16 protein-coding genes and 1 other annotated feature are annotated in these 23,699 nt (G+C 31.4%); of the genes, 1 reads left to right on the top strand and 15 read right to left on the bottom strand.

Translation table 11 applies throughout. From position 1 onward, the window contains the following. Positions 1 to 130: 130 nt before the first annotated feature. The 9 genes from OCU55_RS22665 to OCU55_RS22625 form a co-directional block, all read right to left on the bottom strand. A complete protein-coding gene (locus OCU55_RS22665; RefSeq protein WP_261854567.1) occupies positions 131 to 2,566 on the bottom strand; it encodes a glycogen/starch/alpha-glucan phosphorylase in 2,436 nt (811 codons plus the stop codon). Between the two features lie 31 nt (positions 2,567 to 2,597). After that, a complete protein-coding gene (gene glgA / locus OCU55_RS22660; protein WP_261854566.1) occupies positions 2,598 to 4,028 on the bottom strand; it encodes a glycogen synthase GlgA in 1,431 nt (476 codons plus the stop codon). A 41-nt stretch (positions 4,029 to 4,069) separates the two neighbouring features. Next, positions 4,070 to 6,538 (bottom strand): 1,4-alpha-glucan branching protein GlgB, encoded by a 2,469-nt coding sequence (gene glgB / locus OCU55_RS22655; RefSeq protein ID WP_261854565.1) that lies wholly within the window; start codon positions 6,536 to 6,538, stop codon positions 4,070 to 4,072. Between the two features lie 461 nt (positions 6,539 to 6,999). Continuing rightward, complete coding sequence (locus OCU55_RS22650; protein ID WP_261854564.1) at positions 7,000 to 7,731, bottom strand: ABC transporter ATP-binding protein; 732 nt, start codon at positions 7,729 to 7,731, stop codon at positions 7,000 to 7,002. Continuing rightward, positions 7,724 to 8,494 (bottom strand): ABC transporter ATP-binding protein, encoded by a 771-nt coding sequence (locus tag OCU55_RS22645; protein ID WP_261854563.1) that lies wholly within the window; start codon positions 8,492 to 8,494, stop codon positions 7,724 to 7,726. The genes OCU55_RS22650 and OCU55_RS22645 overlap by 8 nt, the downstream gene beginning before the upstream one ends. Beyond that, positions 8,481 to 9,545, bottom strand: a complete 1,065-nt coding sequence (locus OCU55_RS22640) for a branched-chain amino acid ABC transporter permease (RefSeq protein WP_261854562.1) — start codon at positions 9,543 to 9,545, stop codon at positions 8,481 to 8,483. The genes OCU55_RS22645 and OCU55_RS22640 overlap by 14 nt, the downstream gene beginning before the upstream one ends. A 3-nt stretch (positions 9,546 to 9,548) precedes the next feature. Further along, entirely contained in the window at positions 9,549 to 10,436 is an 888-nt protein-coding gene (locus OCU55_RS22635) for a branched-chain amino acid ABC transporter permease (protein WP_206872917.1), read from the bottom strand. Positions 10,437 to 10,498: 62 nt separating this feature from the next. Then, positions 10,499 to 11,674 carry an ABC transporter substrate-binding protein gene (locus tag OCU55_RS22630; RefSeq protein ID WP_261854561.1) on the bottom strand — a complete coding sequence of 392 codons (1,176 nt, stop codon included), beginning with the start codon at positions 11,672 to 11,674 and terminating at the stop codon, positions 10,499 to 10,501. A gap of 680 nt (positions 11,675 to 12,354) precedes the next feature. Continuing rightward, positions 12,355 to 13,527 (bottom strand): ABC transporter substrate-binding protein, encoded by a 1,173-nt coding sequence (locus tag OCU55_RS22625; protein ID WP_261854560.1) that lies wholly within the window; start codon positions 13,525 to 13,527, stop codon positions 12,355 to 12,357. A gap of 504 nt (positions 13,528 to 14,031) precedes the next feature. Between OCU55_RS22625 and OCU55_RS22620 the strand changes: the two genes are divergently transcribed. Then, a complete protein-coding gene (locus tag OCU55_RS22620; RefSeq protein ID WP_261854559.1) occupies positions 14,032 to 15,747 on the top strand; it encodes a methyl-accepting chemotaxis protein in 1,716 nt (571 codons plus the stop codon). 222 nt (positions 15,748 to 15,969) lie between these two features. Here the strand turns inward: OCU55_RS22620 and OCU55_RS22615 are convergent, their stop codons facing one another. The 6 genes from OCU55_RS22615 to OCU55_RS22590 all read right to left on the bottom strand — a co-directional run bounded on the left by OCU55_RS22615 (position 15,970) and on the right by OCU55_RS22590 (position 23,553). Beyond that, positions 15,970 to 16,527: a nucleotidyltransferase family protein gene (locus OCU55_RS22615; RefSeq protein ID WP_261854558.1), complete on the bottom strand. Its 558-nt coding sequence runs from the start codon at positions 16,525 to 16,527 to the stop codon at positions 15,970 to 15,972. Beyond that, positions 16,517 to 17,251 (bottom strand): DUF1361 domain-containing protein, encoded by a 735-nt coding sequence (locus OCU55_RS22610; RefSeq protein ID WP_261854557.1) that lies wholly within the window; start codon positions 17,249 to 17,251, stop codon positions 16,517 to 16,519. The genes OCU55_RS22615 and OCU55_RS22610 overlap by 11 nt, the downstream gene beginning before the upstream one ends. A gap of 277 nt (positions 17,252 to 17,528) precedes the next feature. Then, a complete protein-coding gene (locus tag OCU55_RS22605; RefSeq protein ID WP_261854556.1) occupies positions 17,529 to 18,440 on the bottom strand; it encodes a PLP-dependent cysteine synthase family protein in 912 nt (303 codons plus the stop codon). Between the two features lie 44 nt (positions 18,441 to 18,484). Next, on the bottom strand, positions 18,485 to 19,630 hold the full coding sequence (locus OCU55_RS22600; protein WP_261854555.1) for a trans-sulfuration enzyme family protein: 1,146 nt from the start codon (positions 19,628 to 19,630) through the stop codon (positions 18,485 to 18,487). A gap of 353 nt (positions 19,631 to 19,983) precedes the next feature. Continuing rightward, positions 19,984 to 20,610, bottom strand: coding sequence for a class I SAM-dependent methyltransferase (locus OCU55_RS22595; protein ID WP_261854554.1), 627 nt, complete (start codon positions 20,608 to 20,610; stop codon positions 19,984 to 19,986). A 122-nt stretch (positions 20,611 to 20,732) separates the two neighbouring features. Next, positions 20,733 to 20,979: a binding site (T-box leader), on the bottom strand. Between the two features lie 81 nt (positions 20,980 to 21,060). Next, positions 21,061 to 23,553: an LTA synthase family protein gene (locus OCU55_RS22590; RefSeq protein ID WP_261854553.1), complete on the bottom strand. Its 2,493-nt coding sequence runs from the start codon at positions 23,551 to 23,553 to the stop codon at positions 21,061 to 21,063. Between the last annotated feature and the right edge of the window lie 146 nt (positions 23,554 to 23,699).

The raw sequence follows: 23,699 nt of genomic DNA, 5'->3' as shown, positions 1-23,699 counted from the left end.
CTGAGGTATTATTTCAATTAATTAGATAGATATATATTTTTTATCAGAGTTTATGGTTTAAAATCTGAGCGATGCATCTTTATTAACATTCGGTATCTTTAATTTAAAATCGAGGATTTGTTTAGTCATATTATAAATTTTTATATAGATATCCTGATCCCCATATACCTGTGGCGTATTCTTGTATTGTTCTATCTGAAGAAAAAACACCTGAATGTGCTATATTTATAGCAGCCATACTTTGCCACTTATCTATATCTCTATAGATATTATCTACTCTGTCCTGCGCTCTAACATAAGAATCAAAATCCTTTAGCACAAAGAACTCATCATTGTAGGTAAGCAAATGTTCAAAAACAGTTTTGAATCTATCTTTATCAGGAGAATAATACCCATTTATTATATCTTGAGTAACTCTTCTTAATCTTGAATCGCTGTTGCAAGTCTCCCAAGCTGAATAACCACCTTTTGAATAGTAATTAAGTACTTCTCTCTCAGTAAGACCAAATATTATTATATTATCATCGCCAACTTCATCTCTTATCTCAACATTAGCACCATCTAGAGTAGCTACTGTTATTGCTCCATTCATCATAAACTTCATATTAGATGTACCAGAAGCTTCTTTGGTTGTTGTAGATATTTGCTCACTAACATCTGTAGCAGGTATTATATCTTCAGCTTGAGATACTCTGTAATTCTCCATATAAACAACTTTTATTTTATCTTTTATTCTCTTGTCATTGTTTATCTTTTCACCTACAGCATTTATAAGCTCTATTGTTTTCTTTGCAAGGTAATATCCTGGTGCTGCCTTTCCTGCAAAAATGAAAGTCCTTGGCACTATATCTAAATCAGGATTATCAATTAGTCTATTATAGAGATCCATTATTCTTAAACAATTAAGAGTCTGCCTCTTATAAGCATGTATCCTCTTTACTTGTACATCAAAAATTGAATTTGGATCTACCTTTATTCCATTTGAATCATAAATAATTTTTGCTAAAGACTTCTTATTATTGTTCTTTATCTCTGCAAGTTTTCCTAAAACTAACTTATCTTTAGAAAACCTCGCAAAGTTTTCTAAATCAGTAGGATGCTTTATCCAACCTTCTCCAATAGTATCTTTTAGCAAAGACGTTAATTCTGGATTTGATTTGATAAGCCATCTTCTATGTGTTATTCCATTTGTTTTATTGTTGAACTTCCTAGGATATAAATAATAAAATTCTTTCATCTCTTGCTTTTTAAGTATCTCGGTATGAAGTTTAGCCACTCCATTTACACTATGACTTCCAACTATGGCTAAATTGGCCATCCTTACATATCCATCACCAATTATGGACATTTTAGATATCTTATCCCACTGTCCTATATACTTATTCCATAAATCCTGACAGAATCTTTTGTTTATCTCTTCAACTATCATATAAATTCTTGGAAGCAGTTTTTTAAACATATCTACAGGCCATTTTTCTAAAGCTTCAGCAAGTATAGTATGATTTGTATAAGATACTGTATTAGTAGTTATCCTCCATGCATCTTCCCAAGACATACCTTCCTCATCCATTAGAAGTCTCATAAGCTCAGGAATAGCTAGAGTTGGATGAGTATCATTTATATGAATAGCAAGCATATCATCAAGATTCATTAAGTTATGTCCATTGTCTTTGAAATATCTCAATATACTTTGAATACCAGCTGACACAAAGAAATATTGCTGTTTTAATCTTAATATTTTCCCTTCGTAGAAAGTATCATCTGGATAAAGCACATGTGATATAGCCTCTACTGAGTTTTTATACTCAATTGCTTTTAAAAAGTCTCCTCTGCTAAAAGATGAGAAATCAAATTCATTAGATACTGGTTCTGCACTCCAAAGTCTTAGAGTATTTACTACATCATTTTTATATCCTACTACAGGAGTATCATAAGGAATTGCTAAAACTGGCTCATAGTTGATATGTGTAAAACTTAACCTACCATTTACCGCTTCAACCCTCACATCTCCTCCAAACTTAACAATCTCGGACTTATCAGGCTTTTTCATCTCCCATACGTTTCCTTCTTTAAGCCAATAGTCCGGTGCTTCAACTTGAGCACCATTCATTATCTTTTGTTCAAAAAAACCATACTTATATCTAATTCCGCAGCCATGACCAGGTATATTTAGAGATGCCATAGAATCTAAGAAGCAAGCTGCAAGTCTTCCAAGCCCTCCATTTCCTAATCCTTGATCATGCTCAAACTCTTCCAATTCTCTAAGATCAATATTTAATTCATCCAAAGCCTCTTTACATACATCTCTTATTCCTAGATTCAAGAGTGCATCCCCAAGAAGCCTACCTAATAAAAATTCCATGGAGAAATAATAAACTTGTTTTTCGCCCGTTTGATTATATCTTTTATTGGTATCTATCCAAGCTTTAGCAACATAATCTCTAACTAAACTTCCCAAAGTTTCGTACTTATTTTGCTGAGTTCCTTTTTCCAATTCTTTACCGTGAAGTTCTAAAAATTTCTTAAGATAGTCCTTTTTAAAGGCGTCTTTGTCTATATTGAACATATTTATTCCTCCTTTATACTAAAGCATAATCTTAATAAAGCAACGATTCATACAACCTTCTATAATCTCCTGCCGCCTTTTCCCAACTATTGTCGGAAGTCATTGCTTGCTTTATAAGTCCATTCCACACCTGCTTATTATGGTAGGATTTTATTGCGTATTCTATTGTTGCCAAAAGTTCCGAGCTTATATAGTTATAAAAACTAAACCCGTTTCCTTCACCAGTATATTTATTATAAGGGGTAACAGTATCCTTTAGTCCTCCAGTTTCTCTAACTATAGGTATAGTTCCATATCTAAGTGCTATCAATTGACCAAGTCCACAAGGTTCAAACAATGATGGCATTAGGAACATATCAGATCCAGCATAAATTTTATGGGCTAATTCATCACTAAACATTATATTAATAGACACCTTATCTGGATACCTATATTGTAAATTTCTAAAATGATCTTCATAGGACCTATCTCCTGTACCAAGGACAACTAACTGGATATTATGTTGAAGTAATCTATCAGCTATATTTATTACCAAATCCATTCCTTTTTGGTTAGTAAGTCTTGATACAACACCAATAATCGGTACATCTTCCCGCTCTGGTAAGCCTAATTGTTTTTGTAACCCTAGTTTATTTAACTTTTTATCTTCAATATTATTTAAAGCATAGTTTTTAAAAATGTAGTTGTCATTACTCGGATTATAGATATCATAATCTATTCCATTTAATATACCTGCCAATACATTATTTCTAGCTTGTAAAAGACCATCAAGTTTTTCACCATAATTCTCACTTTGTATCTCTGAAGCATAAGTATAGCTTACTGTTGAAACACGATCAGAATAGTTTATTCCACCCTTCATAAAGCTCACACCACCATGAAGTTCTAAGCTTCCATTATTGAAAGGTTCCATATCATATCCAAAAAGTTCTTGCAAAACTTCCGGACTATAATTGCCTTGAAAAAGTAAGTTGTGTATAGAATATACTGATTTTATATCTGAATAAAATGGATCTTTGCTATACTCAAGCTTTAATAGTACTGGCACCATTCCAGTCTGCCAATCATTACAATGTATCACGTCAGGTCTAAAATCCAACTCTTTTATAGCTTGAAGTACCGCTCTATCAAAGAAAGCAAATCTTTCTCCATCATCATAATGACCATACAAACTTTCTCTATTAAAATACTGCTCATTGTCTATAAAATAAAATTTCACACCTTCATATTCATATTCAAATATTCCACAGTAAGAGTTTCTCCAACCTACTGGAACCGTAAACCATTTTATAAAATAAAGCTTATCTTTATATTTATCCTTAATATTTTTATATTTTGGTATTATAACTCTTGCATCAACACCTTGCTTTACTAGAGCTTTAGGTAATGCTCCCATAACATCCCCTAATCCTCCAGTCTTAATAAACGGATCTGCCTCTGATGCAATAAAAAGTACTTTCATTATCTCATCTACCTCCTTAATGATTATGATGACTACTTGTTTTATTCTTTATCTTTAATCTGCTTTTCAGCTATACTTATAGCTTTCTCAAAGTCTAAGCCTTTTAAGATATTCTGCTCTTTTTCTTCTACATCATCTATTATATTTATAGGTTTTAATATTAATGTTGCCATAGGAGGTACTTTAATAGTTAATTTATACTTTTGGTTATGCCAAGGTGATTTCTCAGAGAATAAATTTTCTCCAATTACTTGACCTGATCCGCCATATTCCTTACTATCTGTATTAAATACTTCTTGATATTCACCTAGGTAAGGGACCCCTATATTAAAATCATAATAAACTACTGAGGTAAAGTTGCATACATATATTAAACTTTTCTTTGGATCATCAGTTTTTCTAGCAAAAACAATAATACTTTGAGTAGAATTATCAGCATCAATCCATTCAAACCCATTTGCGTTATAGTCACACTGCCATAAAGCTTCATTCTCTACATAAAATTTATTTATATCCTTAAAGAATTTATGTGTATCTCTATGCATTTCAAATTGCTCTATAAGCTTAAATTCTAATCCTTCATGGTTTCTCCATTCTATAAACTGTCCAAATTCACTACCCATAAATAATAATTTCTTACCGGGATGTGCAAGCATATAAGATATAAATAGTCTAAGCCCAGCAAATTTGTTCCAATAATCTCCCCACATTTTATCTACTAATGATTTTTTCCCATGTACAACTTCATCATGTGATATTGGAAGTATAAAATTTTCCGAGTAATTGTACATCATTGAGAAGGTTACTAGGTTGTGGTGATTCTTCCTATATATAGGGTCAATCTGAATATACCTTAACATATCATTCATCCAGCCCATATTCCACTTAAAATTGAATCCTAATCCTCCTATATCAACAGGCTTAGTCACCATAGGCCAAGATGTTGATTCTTCTGCCACAACGAGAATATTGTTTACTTGCTTAAATATAGTTTTATTTAGAGCTTTTAAGAATTCTACAGCCTCCAAATTTTCTCGTCCCCCGTACTTGTTAGGTTTCCATTCTCCATGCTTTCTATCATAATCAAGATATATCATATTTGCCACAGCATCTACTCTTAATCCATCTATATGAAAGTTCTTTAACCAGTAAAGAGCATTAGAAATCAAAAAGCTTTTAACTTCTGGCTTTCCTAAATCAAAATTGGCTGCTCCCCAACCTTTGTTTTCTTGTTTCGAAGCTTCACTATATTCATAAGTTGGAGTACCGTCAAACATATACAATCCATGTTCATCCTTACAGAAATGACCAGGAACCCAATCTAAAATTACACCTATATTTTTTTCATGTAATGAATCAACTAGCACCTTAAAGTCATCACTACTACCGTATCTTCTTGTTACTGAGTAATAACCTGTCACTTGATATCCCCAAGAATCATCTAACGGATGTTCCATTATGGGCATCAATTCTACGTGGGTGTAGCCCATTTCTTCAACATAGGTTGGAAGTATCTCCGCTAACTCCAAGTAATTATAGAAGCTTCCATCTTCTTTTCTACTCCATGAACCTAAATGAAGTTCATATATATTAATTGGACTTTCATACACATTGGTATTATTTCTTTTTTCTATCCATTTTTCATCTTTCCAAGAATAATCAGATATCCCGGTAACTAAAGAAGCAGTATTAGGTCTAAGCTCTGATGCAAAAGCATATGGGTCAGACTTCAATACAATTTTCTTTCCATCCTTACTTGTTATAGCATATTTATATACAGCTCCAGCTTTAAGCTCTGGAATAAATCCACTCCACAAACCAGACTCGCTAATTTTCTTTAATTTATTATGATCATTACTTTCCCACAAACTAAAATCTCCAACTACATTTACAGCGCTAGCGTTTGGTGCCCAAGTAGTAAATCTTGCGCCTGCTATTCCGTTTTCTTCTACTAGATGGCATCCCATAAATTTATAGCTTTCGTAGTTATTGCCCTCATGAAATAGATAGATGTTAAAGTCAGAAACGATACCACCTTTTTCATCTTTACCAACTTGAAGTTCTTGTTTATCTCCATTAACCTTTTCAACATTTAACTCTTCTATTTCCAGCAATATAGATTCATCTACTACTTTTTTTGCTCTTGTTCTAGTTTTCTTAGGCTTAACTTCAGCTTTTTTTTCATCAACACTATCCTTCTTCTTTGTTGTTTTCCTAGTAGTTTTTTTAGCTATCTGTTCACCTTCAACCTTTGATTGTTGCACTGCTCCCTCTATATCTTCATTCACCTTTTTTGTTGTCTTTTTAGTTCTTGAAGCTTTAGTTGCCACTTTATCTTCACTATCTTTTTTAACTGTAGCCTTATCTACATCATCGTTGCCTTCTTCTGTTTTTAACTTTTTAGTTCTAGTAGTTCTTTTCTTTGTCGTACTCTTCTTTTGGGCTAATTCTTTTGTTTCCGCTGCCTCTTCAGCAGCTTCTATATCTAAATCATTTTCTAAGTTCTTCATAAATTACGCCCCCATTACCCTAAATTTAAAATTCCATATTTTACATATATTCTACAAAAAAGCTATAACACCTTCACATATTCTGGAAATGAGACTTTATAAAATTAAAATTATAATACACTCAAATGAAACCGTTTATAAATCATAATATGGAAACATTATGAAATTAAAAATGCCATAATATCACATAATTTTGTCATACAACTGCCACAAAAATCTCTTATTATTTAATTAATCCCTTAATAATTAAATTATTAGACATCCACAATACAGAAAATAGACAAAGAGTTTTAACATTAATCTTTTCCCTAAGAAAAAAATCGCTAATGCCTGCTGCATTAGCGATTTTTTATTTTTTAGAAATTTATAACCCAACTATATCTATAGATAAATATGAGTAATGACTTAAAACATAATTTAAAGAATAAAAAATATGAGTTTATCGCCTACCAGAATTTCTTCTATAATGCGGCTTCTTTCTTATTAACTGCTTCACCTAAGTAAGCATTTTTTATATCTTCATTTTTAAGAAGTTCTTCTCCAGTGCCTTCCATTATTATCTTTCCAGTTTCAAGTACATATCCATAATCCGCTGCCTTTAAAGCAAGGTTTGCATTTTGCTCTATTAATAGTATAGTAACACCTTGTCTTCTTATCTCTTGAATTATATTAAAGATATCTTTAACTATTATAGGTGCAAGCCCAAGTGACGGCTCATCCATCATTAAAAGTTTTGGCTTTGCCATAAGAGCTCTTCCAACTGCTAACATTTGTTGCTCTCCTCCAGAAAGAGTTCCTGCAAGTTGCCATTTTCTTTCCTCTAATCTTGGAAATAATTCATATATCCACTTTATATCCTTTTCTATTTCCTTCTTATCTTTTCTAAAATACGCACCTAACTTGATATTCTCAAGAACAGTAAGGTTAGGAAAAACTCTTCTTCCCTCAGGAACTAAAGTCAGACCCATCTTTGGTATCTGTTCTGTCTTTTTGTTAGTTATATCTACTCCATCATATATTATTTTACCTGACTTAATTTTAGTAAGACCTACCGTTGCTCTTAGTGTGGTACTCTTTCCAGCCCCGTTAGCACCAACAAGAGTAACAATCTTTCCTTGCTCTACATTTATAGATATCCCATTAAGAGCTTCAATAGCTCCGTAAGATACTACTAAATCTTCTATTTTAAGCATCTTCCTTCACCCCCAAGTAGGCTTCAATAACCTTTGAATTGTTTTGAATTTCATAAGGTGTCCCATGTGCAATAGTAACCCCGTGATCAAGCACATATATTCTATCAGATATCCCCATTACTAAAGGCATATGATGTTCTATCATAAATATAGTAAGACCAAATTCATCTCTTATTTCATTTATAAAGCTTGTAAGTTCATCAGATTCCTTTGGGTTCATTCCAGCTGCTGGTTCATCTAAAAGCATAACCTCTGGATTAGTTGCAAGACCTCTAGCAATTTCTAACCTTCTTTGCTTTCCATAAGGAAGTGAACTTGCCTTTTCATCCTTAAGATCTAAAAGACCAACTCTTTCCAACAACTCTAGTGATTTTTGAACCATTTGCTTTTCTTCTTTTCTATACCTAGGAAGCTTAAACATTCCTTCTAAAAACATTGATTTTAAATGAAGGTGATTTGCTATAAGAACATTGTCCAAAACTGTTAAATCTCCAAATAATCTTATATTCTGAAAGGTTCTAGCTATCCCTTTTTTAGTTATAGCATCTGGCTTTAACCCAGATATTCTTTCATTATTAAAAAATATTTGTCCTTCTGAAGGACTATAAACACCTGTTATCATATTAAAAGCTGTAGTCTTACCTGCACCATTAGGTCCTATAAGAGCAACAATTTCACCTTTGTTAAGTTCCAAACTGAAGTCCTTAACTGCTGTAAGGCCTCCAAATTTCATTGTTATCTTATCCGCATTAAGCAATTTCATCTTGGCTTCCTCCTTTGCTACGTCCTATGTTTTTGAAGAATCCAAAAAGACCATTCCATGAAAATTCTCTATTTCCCATAAGGCCTTTACTAAAGAACAATACAGCTATCATTAAAAGTGCTGAAAATACAACCATTCTAGTACCAGCAACTCCTTGTATCCTGTATCCACCTATAGTTATAGTTTCATCTAAGAATCTCAATGCTTCTCCAGCTATTGTTATTATAAATGATGAAATTATAGTTCCTGTTATACTTCCCATTCCTCCTAGCACTATGATAAGTAATATGTTAAAAGTAAGCATAAACTTAAACATTGTAGGATCTATTGTACCTAGTGAATTTGCCAGTAAGCCACCGCCTACTCCAGCAAAGAAAGCCCCTATTGAAAAAGCTAGAGTTTTATTTCTAAAAAGATTTATCCCCATACTTTCAGCTGCTATTTCGTCTTCTCTTATTGCTTTCAGCGCTCTACCAAAACTACTATTCACAAATGACACCATAAGTATAACTGTCACTATGAATACCCCAAAACTCCACCATATATTAGTAGTTACTGGTATACCTTTTAATCCTAACGCACCATTAGTAATGGATTGTGTATTATTTATTACTACTCTTATTATTTCTGCAAAGCCAAGAGTTGCAATAGCTAAATAATCACCTTTAAGTCTCAGTGCAGGAGCTCCTATTAAGTAAGCTAAAAATGCAGAGATTATACCTGCAACTATAAGAGCTATTGGAAAAGGCAATTGTATATTTGCCAAAGGAGCAGCTATAGGCTGCATAAAAAAGTTTTGAGCTTTAGTTTCAGGTGACATAGTCAAAAGAGCTGTTGTATAGGCACCTATAGCTATAAATCCAGCATGCCCCAATGAAAACAAACCAGTGAAGCCATTAATCAAGTTCATGCTTAAAGCCAAAACTGCATAAATTGCACATAAATTAAGTATTCTTGTTTTATATGGATCAAAGTTTTTATCTGCATATATTAAAAACAATATGAGTACGACAAATGAAATTCCTGTTAAAATTAAATTTCTCTTTTTCATCATCTACACCTTCTCCGAAATTTTTTCGCCCATTATACCTGTTGGCTTAAATAGTAATATAACTATTAAAAGTATAAAAGCAAAAGCATCTCTATAACCTGTAAGACTTGGTAATAATGCAACAAGCATGATTTCACCTATTCCAAGGATAAATCCACCCACTACAGCACCAGTAATATTTCCTATTCCACCTATAACTGCAGCTATAAAGCATTTAAGTCCAGGCATAACTCCCATAAGAGGATTGATATTAGGGAACTTGAATCCCCACATTATACTTCCAATTGCCGCTAAGGCAGATCCTATGGCAAAGGTCAAAGTTATTATTCTGTTTATATTTATAGTCATCAATGAAGATATTTCATAATCCTTAGAAACAGCTCTCATAGCCATTCCAACTTTTGTTTTGTTTACAACATATAATAATAGAAAAAGTATAATTACGGTTACTACTGGAATTATGATTGTAAGTCTTTGCATCGATACAGATCCAATCTTAATTACATCAGTAAAAAGTGGTTCTTGTGGAAATGCTTTAGGTACACCTCCAAAAACAACTGTTCCTAAGTTTTCAAGGAAGAATGATACTCCTATAGCTGATATTAGTATTGATATCTTTGGTGCAGTTCTTATAGGTTTGTAAGCTGCCTTTTCTATAAATATTCCAAGTAATACTGTAAGAGCTATAGAAAATAATACCGCTACATACCAAGGCATTGCAAAAACTGCTATACCATAAAAAGTAAAATAAGCAGCCATCATGAATATATCTCCATGAGCAAAATTTATAAGTCTTAATATTCCATAAACCATTGTGTATCCTATTGCTATTAGCGCATATAAACTACCTAATGATATTCCATTAGCTAAATGCTGCAAAAGTGTACCCATATTAAAATTCCTCTCCTTTTAAAATACAGAGAACTGGCCTATAAGCTAGTTCTCTAATTCCTTTATTTTGTTGGCTCTACTGTGTCAGTATAAGTGAACTTACCATCCTTAACAGTTTTAATTATTGCTGCTTTTATAGCGTTTCTGTCTTCATCAAAATTAATTACTCCTGTAGCTCCTTGGAAGTCTTTAGTCTTAGCAAGTTCATCTCTTAACTTAACCGAATCATTTGATCCAGATCTCTTAAGAGCATCTACTAGTATTAAGTACGAATCATATCCAAGTGCAGACATTGCGGAAGCATCTTTTCCACTGTATTCTTTTTTGTATGCTTCTAAGAATTTCTCCGATTCCTTTGTAACTGGTTTTTCTGTAGCAAATGCAGTTGAGAATACTGCTCCTTCAGCAGCTTGACCACCTATCTTCAAGAAGTCTGGTGTCTCCCAAGTATCTCCACCTATTATTGGAGCCTTTATTCCTAAATCTCTTGCTTGTTTAATCAAAAGAGCTGATTCAGTGAAGTTACCTGGAGCAAATATTACATCTGGGTTTTGTGATTTTATATTAGTTAATTGTGCACTAAAATCTTGATCTCCAGTATTATAGTTAGATGTTGAAATTATAGCTTTGCTGTCTCCAGTTAATTTTGTGAACGAATCTGTAAAATACTTAGCCAGTCCAACTGCATAATCATTTGAAACTTCTTGTACAATTGCAACCTTTTTAGCATTAAGCTTTGAATAAGCATAGTTAGCCATTACTGTTCCTTGGAATGGATCTATAAAACAAACTCTAAAATAATAATCATTTCCTTTAGTAACTAATGGGTTTGTTGCTGAAGTTGCAACTGTTGGTATCTTAGCTTTCTTTACTATATCCCCAGCCGCCATTGAAAGTGAGCTTCCGTAACTTCCTATTATGGCTGTAACCTTTTCTTTCTCTACAAGTCTAGAAGCAGCATTAGATGCCTCTACTTTATCAGATTTATTATCAACTACTACTAGTTCTATTTTCTTTCCATTAACTTCAGGATAAAGCTTGTTCGCAAGTTTTATTCCTTCCACTTCTAATTCTCCACCACCAGCATTTGCACCAGTTAGTGGTTCAAAAACCCCAATTTTTATAGTACCACTGTTACCATTAGTATTAGAATCCGATACCTTCTCAACCTGGCAACTTGAAAGTACTGTTCCTACAGCCAATACTGCACTTATTATAAAAGCTAATTTTCTCTTCATTATTTTAATCCCCCTTAGAATATTTACGAATATACCTATTGCTGAATAATGTTTTCGTATGTTGTTGTTAATTTTATATCACCAAAATATTTTCTGTCAATTGAAAAGTATTCCTGCATCATTATTCAACTTCGTAAAATTATTCACATATTATTCATTTGTGTATTAATTTATTAACATAACATAATATTATTATATTTTTTGATACTATGTCAAGTTTGTAGCTTTATTTTTATTATTCTATCACCAAAACACAGTTTTTATTATTTGTATTCCTGTGGAGGACAAACCATTTTTTTATAAATAATTACCAGTTTTCAAACCAAATCTAAGTGTTTCTTGCATTTTTTTGATTCATACATTTCATATACTCACAATATCAATGTAAACGTGATTATTCGCATATACTATTTGATACATTCTCGTAATTCGTAGGTAATTATATCTAAATTATCCTATTAAAAGCATAAAGGGATCCTACTTCAACTATTAGGTCATGCACGCTTTCCATTTCATAATCCAAGGCTTTATACACACATAACTTAAGTTTTCATAAAGGATCCCTATATAGAGTTCCTAATCCAATCTTTAAATTATAAGTGCTAAAATTCATAGGTACATGATTTTCGAACAAGTATAAATTAATTTCGGCATAGGAACTCTTGAGTTCTTAAATTGCTCTATTTTGTTGGTTCGATTATATCAAGATAAGTAAACTTTCCGTCCTTTACTTGCTTAATAACTGCTGATTTTACTGCATTTCTATCTTCGTCAAAATTAACAACACCTGCAGCTCCTTGGAAGTCCTTAGTTTTTACAAGTTCATCTCTCAATTTAACTGAATCTTCTGAGCCAGTTCTCTTTAGGCCATCTACAAGTAACAAATACGCATCATATGCAAGAGCTGAAACTGCGGCAGGTTCTTTGTTGTATTCCTTCTTATATTCTGCTAAGAATTTTTCCGATTCCTTTGTTATAGGTTTTTCTGTTGCAAAGAAAGTAGAAAATACTGCTCCATCAACTGCACTACCACCTATCTTTAAGAAATCTGGTGTCTCCCATGTATCTCCACCTATTATTGGAGCTTTTATTCCTAAATCTCTTGCTTGTTTTATTAGAAGCGCTGACTCTGTGAAGTTACCAGGAGCAAATATTACATCTGGATTTTGTGATTTTATGTTAGTTAACTGTGCACTAAAATCTTGGTCTCCAGTGTTATAGTTAGATACTGAAACTATAGCTTTGCTGTCTCCAGTTAATTTTGTAAACGAATCTGTAAAATACTTAGCTAGTCCAACTGCATAATCATTAGAAACTTCTTGTACAATTGCAACCTTCTTAGCATTTAGTTTTGAGTAAGCGTAGTTAGCCATTACTGTTCCTTGGAATGGATCTATAAAACAAACTCTGAAATAATAGTCATTTCCCTTAGTAACCAATGGGTTTGTTGCTGATGTTGCAACTGTTGGTATCTTGGCTTTCTTTATAATATCTCCAGCAGCCATCGATAAGGAACTTCCCCAACTTCCTATAATAGCTGTAACCTTGTCTTTTTCGACAAGTCTTGATGCTGCATTAGATGCTTCTACCTTATCTGATTTATTATCAACTATAACAAGCTCAATCTTCTTTCCATTTACTTCTGGATAAAGCTTGTTTGCAAGTTTTATTCCTTCTACCTCTAATTCTCCACCACCAGCATTAGCACCTGTAAGCGGTTCAAAAACCCCAATTTTTATCGTATCACTACTACCGCTTGTCTTAGAATCTGATACCTTCTCAACCTGGCAGCTTGAAAGTACTGTACCCACAGCTAATACCGCACTAATTATAATTGCTAGTTTTCTTTTCATTAATTTACTCCCCCTTTTAATAAATACGAATTATCACTTATTACTGATTAATCTGTCGTCTTCATATAGACAATTTTATATCAGCAAATTACTTTCTGTAAAACGAAAAATGTGTTGCATCTTTATTCATCAAGCTCTTTTTGTTCACACATTATACACTTTATTTACATTTAATATATTATCATATCATCATTTAAATTACTAGCAATTTAATATATTTTAGCTTTTATTTTTATCATTCTATCACAAAAACACACTTTTTATTATTTGTATCCCTACCAAGTACATCTGTATATTTTTTATAATGTTATTACCTTCTGGTAATTATTATAAGAACTCATGCAATTTACGATAGATATAGTTGCATAAAAAAATTTTTACATGTAAACGTATTTCTAACTTTTCTTCTATTTATTTGAATTTAAAAAACTCGATAATTATGATAAGATGTTTATAATAACATTCGGCAAAAATATACAAACAACTTAAGAGGGGGCAATTATTTTGAAAAGGAGATTAAGATCAATCAAACTTACCACTAAAATCACTTTTATCTTTGTGATACTTCTAGCACTTCTGCTAATAATGGGATTAAGTGAAATCTACAATCTAAGGTCTGTAAATAACAATTTGCAACATATTTATTCCGTTAATATGAAAGCAATTCAAGACGTAAGAACTCTTAGAGAAAATGTTCAAGAATCTCAAGTTAACACTCTTCTAGCTATGGATGAAAGAAACAAATCAAATCTATCTAGATATAGTGACGAGATTACTGCCATTAATTTAGAAAACAGTACCATACTTCAGCAATATACAAAATCAGTTACAAACAGTAAGGAAAAATCACTACTTAAAGACTTAACTATGATGTTAGATGACTACATTAAGTCAAGAGATGAAACTATAGATTTAATAAAAATAGGTGATTATCAAAGGGCTAAAGATATTATAACAACTGTTACCTTAAAAAGAGATTCAGTTGATAATGTAATTAAAAACATAGTACAATTCAATCAGAATGAATCAAGACAAGCGTATGATGATTCAAGAAGCACCTATAATCTTTCAATAACTCTTACATATATAGTTTTAGGAGTTTCCTTAATCATTACAGTAATATGTTCGCTATATCTTAGATCATATATATCTAAAAAATTAAAATCAATAATCTCATTTACCGAAAAGCTTAAGAATGGTGATTTATCAGATACACTTAAAGTGAAAACTCTGGACGAATTCGGTAAAATTGAGAATTCTCTAAATGCAACCGTAATCTCTTTAAGAGATGTAATTTCAGAGATAAGCATTAGTGCAGTTAATCTAAGCTCATCAAGCGAGGAGCTGTCTGCAACAATGGAAGAAGTAACTTCAAAAGTAGATACTATAAACGAAAGCATACAGCATATAGGCAGTGGAGTTCAAGAATTAACTTCAAGTATTGAAGAAGTAAACTACTCTACAGATAAAATATCTTCTCAAGTTACTGATTTAGGATCAGATGCTGACCACAGCTATAACTCCGCCAAAGATATTGAGACTAGAGCAACTAGCTTAAAAAATAACTCAACTGAACTTGTAAAAAACTCAAAAGAACTTTATCAGTCTAACCAAGAGGCTGTATTAAGCTCTATTGAGCAAGGTAAAGTGGTTTCACAAATTAAACTAATGGCAACTACTATAACTCAAATTGCAGATCAAACCAACTTATTGGCACTCAATGCTATGATAGAATCAGCAAGAGCAGGTGAAGCAGGAAGAGGTTTTGCTGTTGTTGCAGGTGAAATAATAAAATTAGCAGACAGTTCCATGTCTGCAGTTAAAAACATAAATAAAGTTACAGATCAAATAGAATTAGCCTTTAGGAGCTTATCAGATAATGCTACTAACATACTTAAATATATAGAAAACATAGTTACTCCTACTAATGAAGAAATGATAAACATTGGATATCAATATGGAGACGATGCAAAATTGGTTGCCGATATATCAAGAAAGTTCCACCAATCATCATACTCCATAAAAGGAATAGTAGAAAAGATAAATAGAGAAATCGAAAATGTAAGCGCTATGTCTCAGCAAACAAACTCTTCTTCTCAAGAAATAATAGAGAGTATATCTGAAGCTGCAGCTGCAATAGAAGAAGTTAGCAGAACTGCTATGTCACAGGCTGAGCTAGCTCAAAAATTAAGCATATTAACTAGCAAATTTACACTTTAAAATATAATCAATCTCTAACTTAATTAGTTAAGCTAAAAAAACAAATATATCTGTTGTAATTAATCGGAGCGTCCTTTGAATAAAATGATAGAACCTCGAAAATTTTTTCGAGGTTCTATCATTTTAATTTTCGGCACTTTTTAATCATCATATTAAAATAAGTGATTAAACACTTAATTTCAAAAACATTCTTAAACATAGCCTAACTTTAATTTATACTCTTTAGCTTTTATCACCTATGAATCTATTAACATTATAGGCAACTGCTTCCGGCAAAGGTTGTGTTAGAGCCCTCTCAAAAAGTTCATAGTGATCAACACCATTACTAATAAGAAATTCTTCAATCATATTAACCTTATTTTCTCTTCCTGGCATTAGTTGATATAGTACATACCAATCTTCTAAAGAGCTTAATGGCAATATAACATCATTTATTTTTCTATATTCAACTATAGCTGACTCGTCAATTTTCAGTCTATAATCTCCATACTGATGAGCTACACCAAAGTTACACATTATATCTACCGATGTATCTCTTACTATATAAGTATAAAAATATTCAGTTAGATATGGATACTTTTTCTCTTTCGCTTGCTCTATTCCAATCTTATCAAATATAGCTTTTACTTTCATTATATCTTTTTCATCAATAACTACATCAATATCATTAGGACTATTAACCATTCCATGGAAGTATAATAATACCGATGACCCTATCATCCATCTTACTTTTTTCTTGTTAAGCTCATCAGCAATATAATATAAATCATCAAATTTCAAAATTTTCTTCTCCTTCTATAAAAATATTATCTTTTCGTACAGCATGATTTATTATGTATATAATAAAAGTAAATATGCCAAATAATATTGTAAAATTGAAACTCTTTCTGTTAATGTTATTTACTAAAATAACTATTATATTCTTGGGATTAGTAATGACATCCCAACTATTCCACCTTATGAAACGCCCTAGATATATAGCAAAACCGCTTGCCATATTTATCAAAAATACAATAACCCATGAAATTATCTTTCCATATCTTCTGCTAAATAATTGCTGAGCCTTACTCAAGGAAAGGAATCCCACTACATATCCCAACCATGCCCCAATTGCAATGTTGACAAAATCAACCCATATCTTAAAATTATCATTAAATAATATCTTATTGGTTATTGCGTAGTTTAGATGGATAGGTTTAGCTAAATAGTATTTATTACTGACTATGTGTATGAAGTCTGTAATCATATATGGTGAATTAGGATAAAAAAGCAACCAAACTATCCATAATATATAGTTCATAAAAATCACTTTGTTAGTTTTGTTTTCTTTATCTATCTTTATTATACTATCTATAACTTCTAAAGGGATCCATGCCAAAAACAAATTCCATATCATAAATCTAGGTCCTTTATAAGGACAAAAAATTACCCATAAAGAATATACTACTGTAACAATTCTTAGTATGTTTTTTGTTGTCATTATATTATTTTTACTAGTATTCAAAATATCACTCCAGTATATTTTAGTATTTTATTTATGAATCAATTTTTAATCTAATATCATCAAAATAATCCTTAATTATTTACTTAATTTAATCACTCTTTCAAGTCTACAGTTAGCTTTAACAAACACCTTATATTAAAATATTAAAACCATTATATAATAAATTATACATTATTAGATTATTGATATGTTTACGTAATGATTAAAATTGGAAAATCTGGAACAAAAAAATTACAGAAGTTATAAAACTCCTGCAACTTTTAATCGTTATAAAATTTTAGTTATAGATACCTTTACTCAGGTATCTATCCCCTCTATCAGGAAATATTGTAACAATATTTCCCTTGTCTATAGTCTGTGCAAGTTTCAATGCCGCTGAAAGCGCTGCCCCAGATGAACTTCCTACTATTATGCCTTCCTTATATGCAAGTTCCTTTACTAATTTAAAGGATTCTTCATCATTAATCTTTATTATCTGGTCTACTAAATTCATATCCATAGTTTTTGGTATAAAATCATTACCTATGCCTTCTATATTATAACAGCCAGCTATTCCACCACCCATAGTTGAACCCTCTGGATCTGCTAGTATTCCTTTTATATTTTCATCTTGCTCTTTAAGATATCTTACTACACCACTGTAAGTCCCTCCACTACCAGCACCTGCTACCAAATAATCTATATTTCCATCTAAGGCTTTGAATATTTCAGGACCTGTAGTTTCGTAATGAGCAAGAGGGTTATATATATTTTCAAACTGCTTAAAGCTAATGGAATTCTTTGTAAATTTTAAAAGCTCTTCTGCTTTTTCAACCGCCCCTAACATACCAAACTCTCTAGGAGTGTTTATGACTTTAGCACCAAGCGCCCTCATAAGCATTTGTTTTTCTTCAGAAAACTTTGTAGGTACCACAAATATAATATTGTACCCCTTATTAATTGCAGCCAAAGCTACCCCGAGTCCAGTATTGCCAGCAGTTGCCTCAATAATTGTGTAACCTTTTTTTAGTAACCCTTTATCTTCGGCAGCTTTTATCATATATTCGCCAATTCTATCTTTTACACTACCACCTGGATTGCAATACTCTAGTTTTGCAAATATATTTACTCCTTCTTTTAAATTAAAATGATTTAATTTAATAATAGGTGTATTACCTATAAGTTCTCTTATATCATTTATATATTCCACATTAATCCCCTCTTTAAATTGTTTATCAATAAGTATCTCTATTCTTATATCTTAGATTTATTTAAAGCACTCTGTATATCTTTAATTAAATCATCTTCACTTTCTATCCCTATGGAAAGTCTTATTAAATTATCAACTATTCCAACCTTTTGTCTTATTTCATAAGGAATTGATCCATGAGTCATAGATGCTGGATGGCAAACTAGTGATTCCACTCCACCTAAACTTTCTCCAAAGGTTATTACATCTAGAGATTCAACAAATTTCTTATAATCATAACCCTCTCTAAGAACGAAAGATATAACTCCACCAAATCCACTTGCTTGCTTTTTATGAGTATCATGTCCTATGTGGCCTTCAAGTCCTGGGTAAAAAACTTTCTCTATTTCTTCTCTATTACTTAGATATTTAGCTATAACATCTGCATTCTTGTTATGTCTATCCATTCTAACAGCCAAAGTCTTTATCCCTCTGATTAGCAAGAAAGAATCAAACGGAGCTAAGACACCACCAGTGGAATTTTGTATAAAATGAAGTCTTTCACTTAACTCTTCATTATTAACAACAACTAACCCAGCTACCAAATCACTATGTCCACCTAGATACTTAGTAGCACTATGAACCACTATATCAGCACCTAATTCTATTGGTCTTTGAAGGTATGGAGTCATAAAAGTATTATCCACTACTGTTAGTATTGAATTTTCCTTAGCTATTTTTGAAACTGCTTCAATGTCTGTTATATCCATCAAAGGGTTTGTTGGAGTTTCTATAAATATAGCTTTTACCTTATCATCTATACTTGCTCTAATTTCTTCAAGGTCAGTTGTATTAACTATTCCATAACTTATATCAAAATTCTTAAACACTTTATCAAGAACTCTAAAAGTTCCACCATAAAGATTGTTTGATATAAGAAGCTTATCTCCTGATTTAAATAATGAAACAACTGCTGTTATTGCTGCCATTCCAGAAGCAAAGGCATAACCTGCATATCCTCTTTCCAACTCAGCTATTAACTTTTCTACAGCTTCTCTAGTCGGATTTCCAGTTCTTGAGTACTCATATCCTTTATTCACACCAAATCCAGTTTGTTTATATGTTGAAGTTTGAAATATAGGTACATTAACTGCTCCTGTTCTTTCGTCTCCATCTATTCCTCCATGTATTAACAATGATTCAAAATTCATAATTATTTCCTCCTAATTTTTAAGTATCCTTGTACATCAATCTTTAAGCACAAAGAGTAAGTGTTTTATAGATTTATTATATTTTTATATTGTAAAAAAGTTGCCGAAGCCAACTTCTTATATGAGTTTTTTAACACATCTGCTTTTCCAAATGTATATGATGCAAAGCCAGCAGAGAAATGCCAATAATTATTTAAACCTTATAATTAAACTTATCTATTAGTACATTTCTTGTAAATACTCAATATAAGGATGTACCACTTCATCATAAAGCAGCATCTTACGATTTCTACTTAACTTCATTAAATTTAATATGGCAGATATATTGAAGTGGTACATAATTTACTTTACATTCATTTCTTAATAGCCGTAGCCATAAATATGCCTGGGTTTGTGAATTCACCCTTGCTTGAATAACCTTCACATCTAAGTCCAGTATCTTCTACCTTTACATCTGTGAACCCAGCCACTTCTAACCATTGCCTGATCTGCTTTTCAGAGAAGCCTAGCCATTCATCATACATTTCTTCTCTAGCCCATTCACCATTATGCTGGTATACATCAGATATCAAAACAGTTCCGTTTTGCTTTAATACTCTATACATTTCTTTTATAGCTTTTTCTGCATCTACTATATGATGCAACGCCATATTTATAAAAACTCCGTCTATTGATTCATCAAATAGCGCTAAGTCATCCAAAGAAGATTTTATTGGATAAATATTTTTAAGTCCTACATTGTTAGCTGAAGCTTTTAGTTCTTTCAGCATATTGTATGATCTGTCTAAAGAGAATACCATTGCTGATTCTCGAGCAAGTCCCAATGAAACAAATCCTGTTCCACATCCTAAATCAGCCACCACTTTATCTTTAATATTAAATTTTGCTACTATTCTATCCCTTACCTCATCCTTAAAATATTCACTTCTCATAGTATTCCACTTATTTGCTATACTATCAAAATACTGATTAGAATTCATATTGTCTTCTCCTTTCAAAATAAAATTATAATCTCAACAACTATGATTTTTCTTATACATGGGTAATTAAAAAATACTAAATCGATTTTCTATACACTAAAAAAACTCCTACCTCTAACATATATAGAGGCAGAAGTTATATTCCGCGGTTCCACTCTAATTAACCCTAAGTTAAATTCTAAGGTTATCTCCGAATTTAGGTACTTTCATACCCTAACGCTTTAACGAGCGTACCCGCTGCCGTCTACTATAATTCGAGGCAGAGCTCAAAGATGCATTCACATAAGGTTTACTAAAAATCTCTTTCAGCCAGGGAGACTTATCTCTGATAGCTAATCTCATGCTACTATTTCTTATCACAGCAATTTCCTATTAATCTTATCAACTTTCTAGGTTATATTATTATAATATGCTGACACTTTAAATTTGTCAATAAAAAATATTAAAAATTTAATTTTCATTTAGATATTGATTTCCAAATAATAAATCATATTGTATAAGCTTATAATCCTTTACCAACTCTTCATCTTGAATCTCTTTTCCACTTAAATGATTTTGCAAATAAGGATGTTCCCTATTTAATCGTTCAAGTATATTAAAATACATCGGGTAAGACACACCAGATTCTTTTAATATATGTAACGACAATTGAGCTGGAGATACTTTTGAAGCTATAGGAGAAATACCTTTATAGTTAGACCATATAGCGACAGGAGTAATGTAACTATTAATATCAGTATCTATTTTCTCCTTATCATTGAAGTAATTGAGTGCATTATACACATCATATACACCTATTGGTTTACCTAGTCTTGGTAGATGATCTCCAAAATAATAAACTAATGTAGGTTTATCAGAATTTTTCAAACTGTTAATAAGCTTTTCATAAGCTCTATCTGCATCATAGATACCAGATGCATAGTTACTTAAAATAGACATCTCTGCTTCATTCAACTTTTTTGATGATGTGTTAACCTCTAGCTTACTATATTCATTTAGGTAAGGATCATGATTCTGCATAGTCACTGCAAATACAAACTTAGGATTGTCACCAGAAGATATTTGACTTAGTATCATATCCATTACTTTTTCATCAGCTATGTTAGTACCTTTAATATCTTTTTCTTTATCAAACCCCTCTCTATCTATAAACCTGTTAAATCCCATATATTTATAGACCTTATCTCTATTATAAAAAGTTTTATCATTAGGATGTATCGCTATAGTATCATAATCATTTTTGTTAAACACGTTAGCAATACTAGGGGTAGGTCTTCTCAAATATACATTATAAGGTATTATTCCAGGGTTAGTGAAATAGTTACTTAAGCCTGTTAATGCCTCAAACTCTACATTTGCTGTTCCTCCACCAAATACTGGCGATACTATAGATCCCTTAATATCCTTTCTTACATTTCCAATTATGTCTCTGTCAAACGTAACTCCCTTAAGTTGTGTAGCATCCCAAAAACTTTCACTCATAATTACTATAACATTAGGTTTTATATTAACCTCCGAAGAAACCTTAACATCATTACATCTGCTAAGCTTATCTAACACACTATTAATACTTTCCTTAGAATATCCTTCTGGTTTATCAGATATATATTCATCGTAATCTTTTATGAGAAAAAAATTTTCAACAAATAAGCCATTGTCTACTGCTTCCTCTTTACCTGTATACCATGACTTACCAATACCTAAATCAGATAAATATCCCGAGTTATCTAATATATATACATTCATTGCAAATATTATTAAAGCTAAAATCAGCATATTGAACCTTAGCTTTGGCCTTAAACTTTGCACAATGTATTTTCTAAACTTAATTGCCAGCATAATAAGCAAAATAGACATTCCTATTATTGCTATAACTATTTGATAGTTAATATATCTAATTCCAATCATAAAAGCATCTTTCATTAAATATATTTCCCATGGATAAAACGGTTCATCAAAAAAACTCAACTTAACTATATTTGCAATAAGGATAATGCTGATTGATAAATAAAATATAATTCTACCTAAGTTTTCTCCTAATAAAGAGATTATAACTATATATACCATCAGCACAATCATAAGATTTACTAATTGATGTATATTAAGAAACTTATTCAAGTCAGTAATTAACTGCTTTCTTAATATACAATCACTGAAATAAACTATAAAAGTTGCAGAAATCAATTTTAAATTTATCGATAAAATTAAGTTTTTCTTATATTCATTTGATAAATTTGTGCAGTATAATCTCCACTTTTGTATACTACTAAAAATTCTATAGACTAGATAAGATGCCGAAACGCATAAACTACTATATACAAGCCAAATAAAAAGAGTTAGTAATAGAGTCTTTATGTCACTGTTATACATTCTAAATATAGACATATTCTGAATAACACTATATGAACCCTCAATTCTAAAAATGCAATTAAGGAAAAACACATCAAAAGGTATACATAATGTAATTAAGATATCTTGTAGTATACTTTTACTAGAAAAATTATCTTGTGAAATATTGCCTAGTAAATAGATAGGATAAAATATTATTGTGAATAATGGGATCTTTATATATATTAATGAAGCTAGATATATGATTACAATACTAGTGCTAAAAGCTATTAAAAAAAGCTCCTTACCTTTACCCGCAAACTTAGTTATAAAGTACCATATAGCGTATGATATTAAAAATAAATTAGAAAAATACAGCTTATTATATCCTACTAATGCATTTACCAATATGCTTAACAATAACAACAATATTACGAACTTTTTATCTAAATTTAATCCTATAGTACCTGCCATAAATGTTAGAAATACCTCAGCTGCTATAATGGATAAAATCATTCTTGTATCAGTAAAACTAAAGAAATTTATATATGATATACTGAAAAACAAAAAAGATACAATTAAACTTTTTATATTTGCTCTTATCCAAGCTACCATTTGTAAAGCACTCCTTTTTTATAATTCCCTTTATATAAAGTGCCCAACTATAACATTATTATCCATTGGAGTTCACAGATAAAACTTAATAATTTAATAAATTTTAATCATTAAAGATTTTGTTTTGTTATAACTTCCTAAGAAAT

It is taken from the genome of Clostridium folliculivorans, assembly GCF_024341905.1.
GTDB lineage: Bacteria > Bacillota > Clostridia > Clostridiales > Clostridiaceae > Clostridium_AR > Clostridium_AR folliculivorans.
The sequence above is the reverse complement of the archived record's forward strand: the minus strand, read 5'-3'. Positions and strand labels throughout refer to the sequence as shown.

Coding starts and splice junctions, on each gene's coding strand:
- OCU55_RS22665 (WP_261854567.1), bottom strand. CDS start 2,566: ATGTTCAATATAGACAAAGACGCCTTTAAAAAGGACTATCTTAAGAAA.
- glgA (WP_261854566.1), bottom strand. CDS start 4,028: ATGAAAGTACTTTTTATTGCATCAGAGGCAGATCCGTTTATTAAGACT.
- glgB (WP_261854565.1), bottom strand. CDS start 6,538: ATGAAGAACTTAGAAAATGATTTAGATATAGAAGCTGCTGAAGAGGCA.
- OCU55_RS22650 (WP_261854564.1), bottom strand. CDS start 7,731: ATGCTTAAAATAGAAGATTTAGTAGTATCTTACGGAGCTATTGAAGCT.
- OCU55_RS22645 (WP_261854563.1), bottom strand. CDS start 8,494: ATGAAATTGCTTAATGCGGATAAGATAACAATGAAATTTGGAGGCCTT.
- OCU55_RS22640 (WP_261854562.1), bottom strand. CDS start 9,545: ATGAAAAAGAGAAATTTAATTTTAACAGGAATTTCATTTGTCGTACTC.
- OCU55_RS22635 (WP_206872917.1), bottom strand. CDS start 10,436: ATGGGTACACTTTTGCAGCATTTAGCTAATGGAATATCATTAGGTAGT.
- OCU55_RS22630 (WP_261854561.1), bottom strand. CDS start 11,674: ATGAAGAGAAAATTAGCTTTTATAATAAGTGCAGTATTGGCTGTAGGA.
- OCU55_RS22625 (WP_261854560.1), bottom strand. CDS start 13,527: ATGAAAAGAAAACTAGCAATTATAATTAGTGCGGTATTAGCTGTGGGT.
- OCU55_RS22600 (WP_261854555.1), bottom strand. CDS start 19,630: ATGAATTTTGAATCATTGTTAATACATGGAGGAATAGATGGAGACGAA.
- OCU55_RS22595 (WP_261854554.1), bottom strand. CDS start 20,610: ATGAATTCTAATCAGTATTTTGATAGTATAGCAAATAAGTGGAATACT.
- OCU55_RS22590 (WP_261854553.1), bottom strand. CDS start 23,553: ATGGTAGCTTGGATAAGAGCAAATATAAAAAGTTTAATTGTATCTTTT.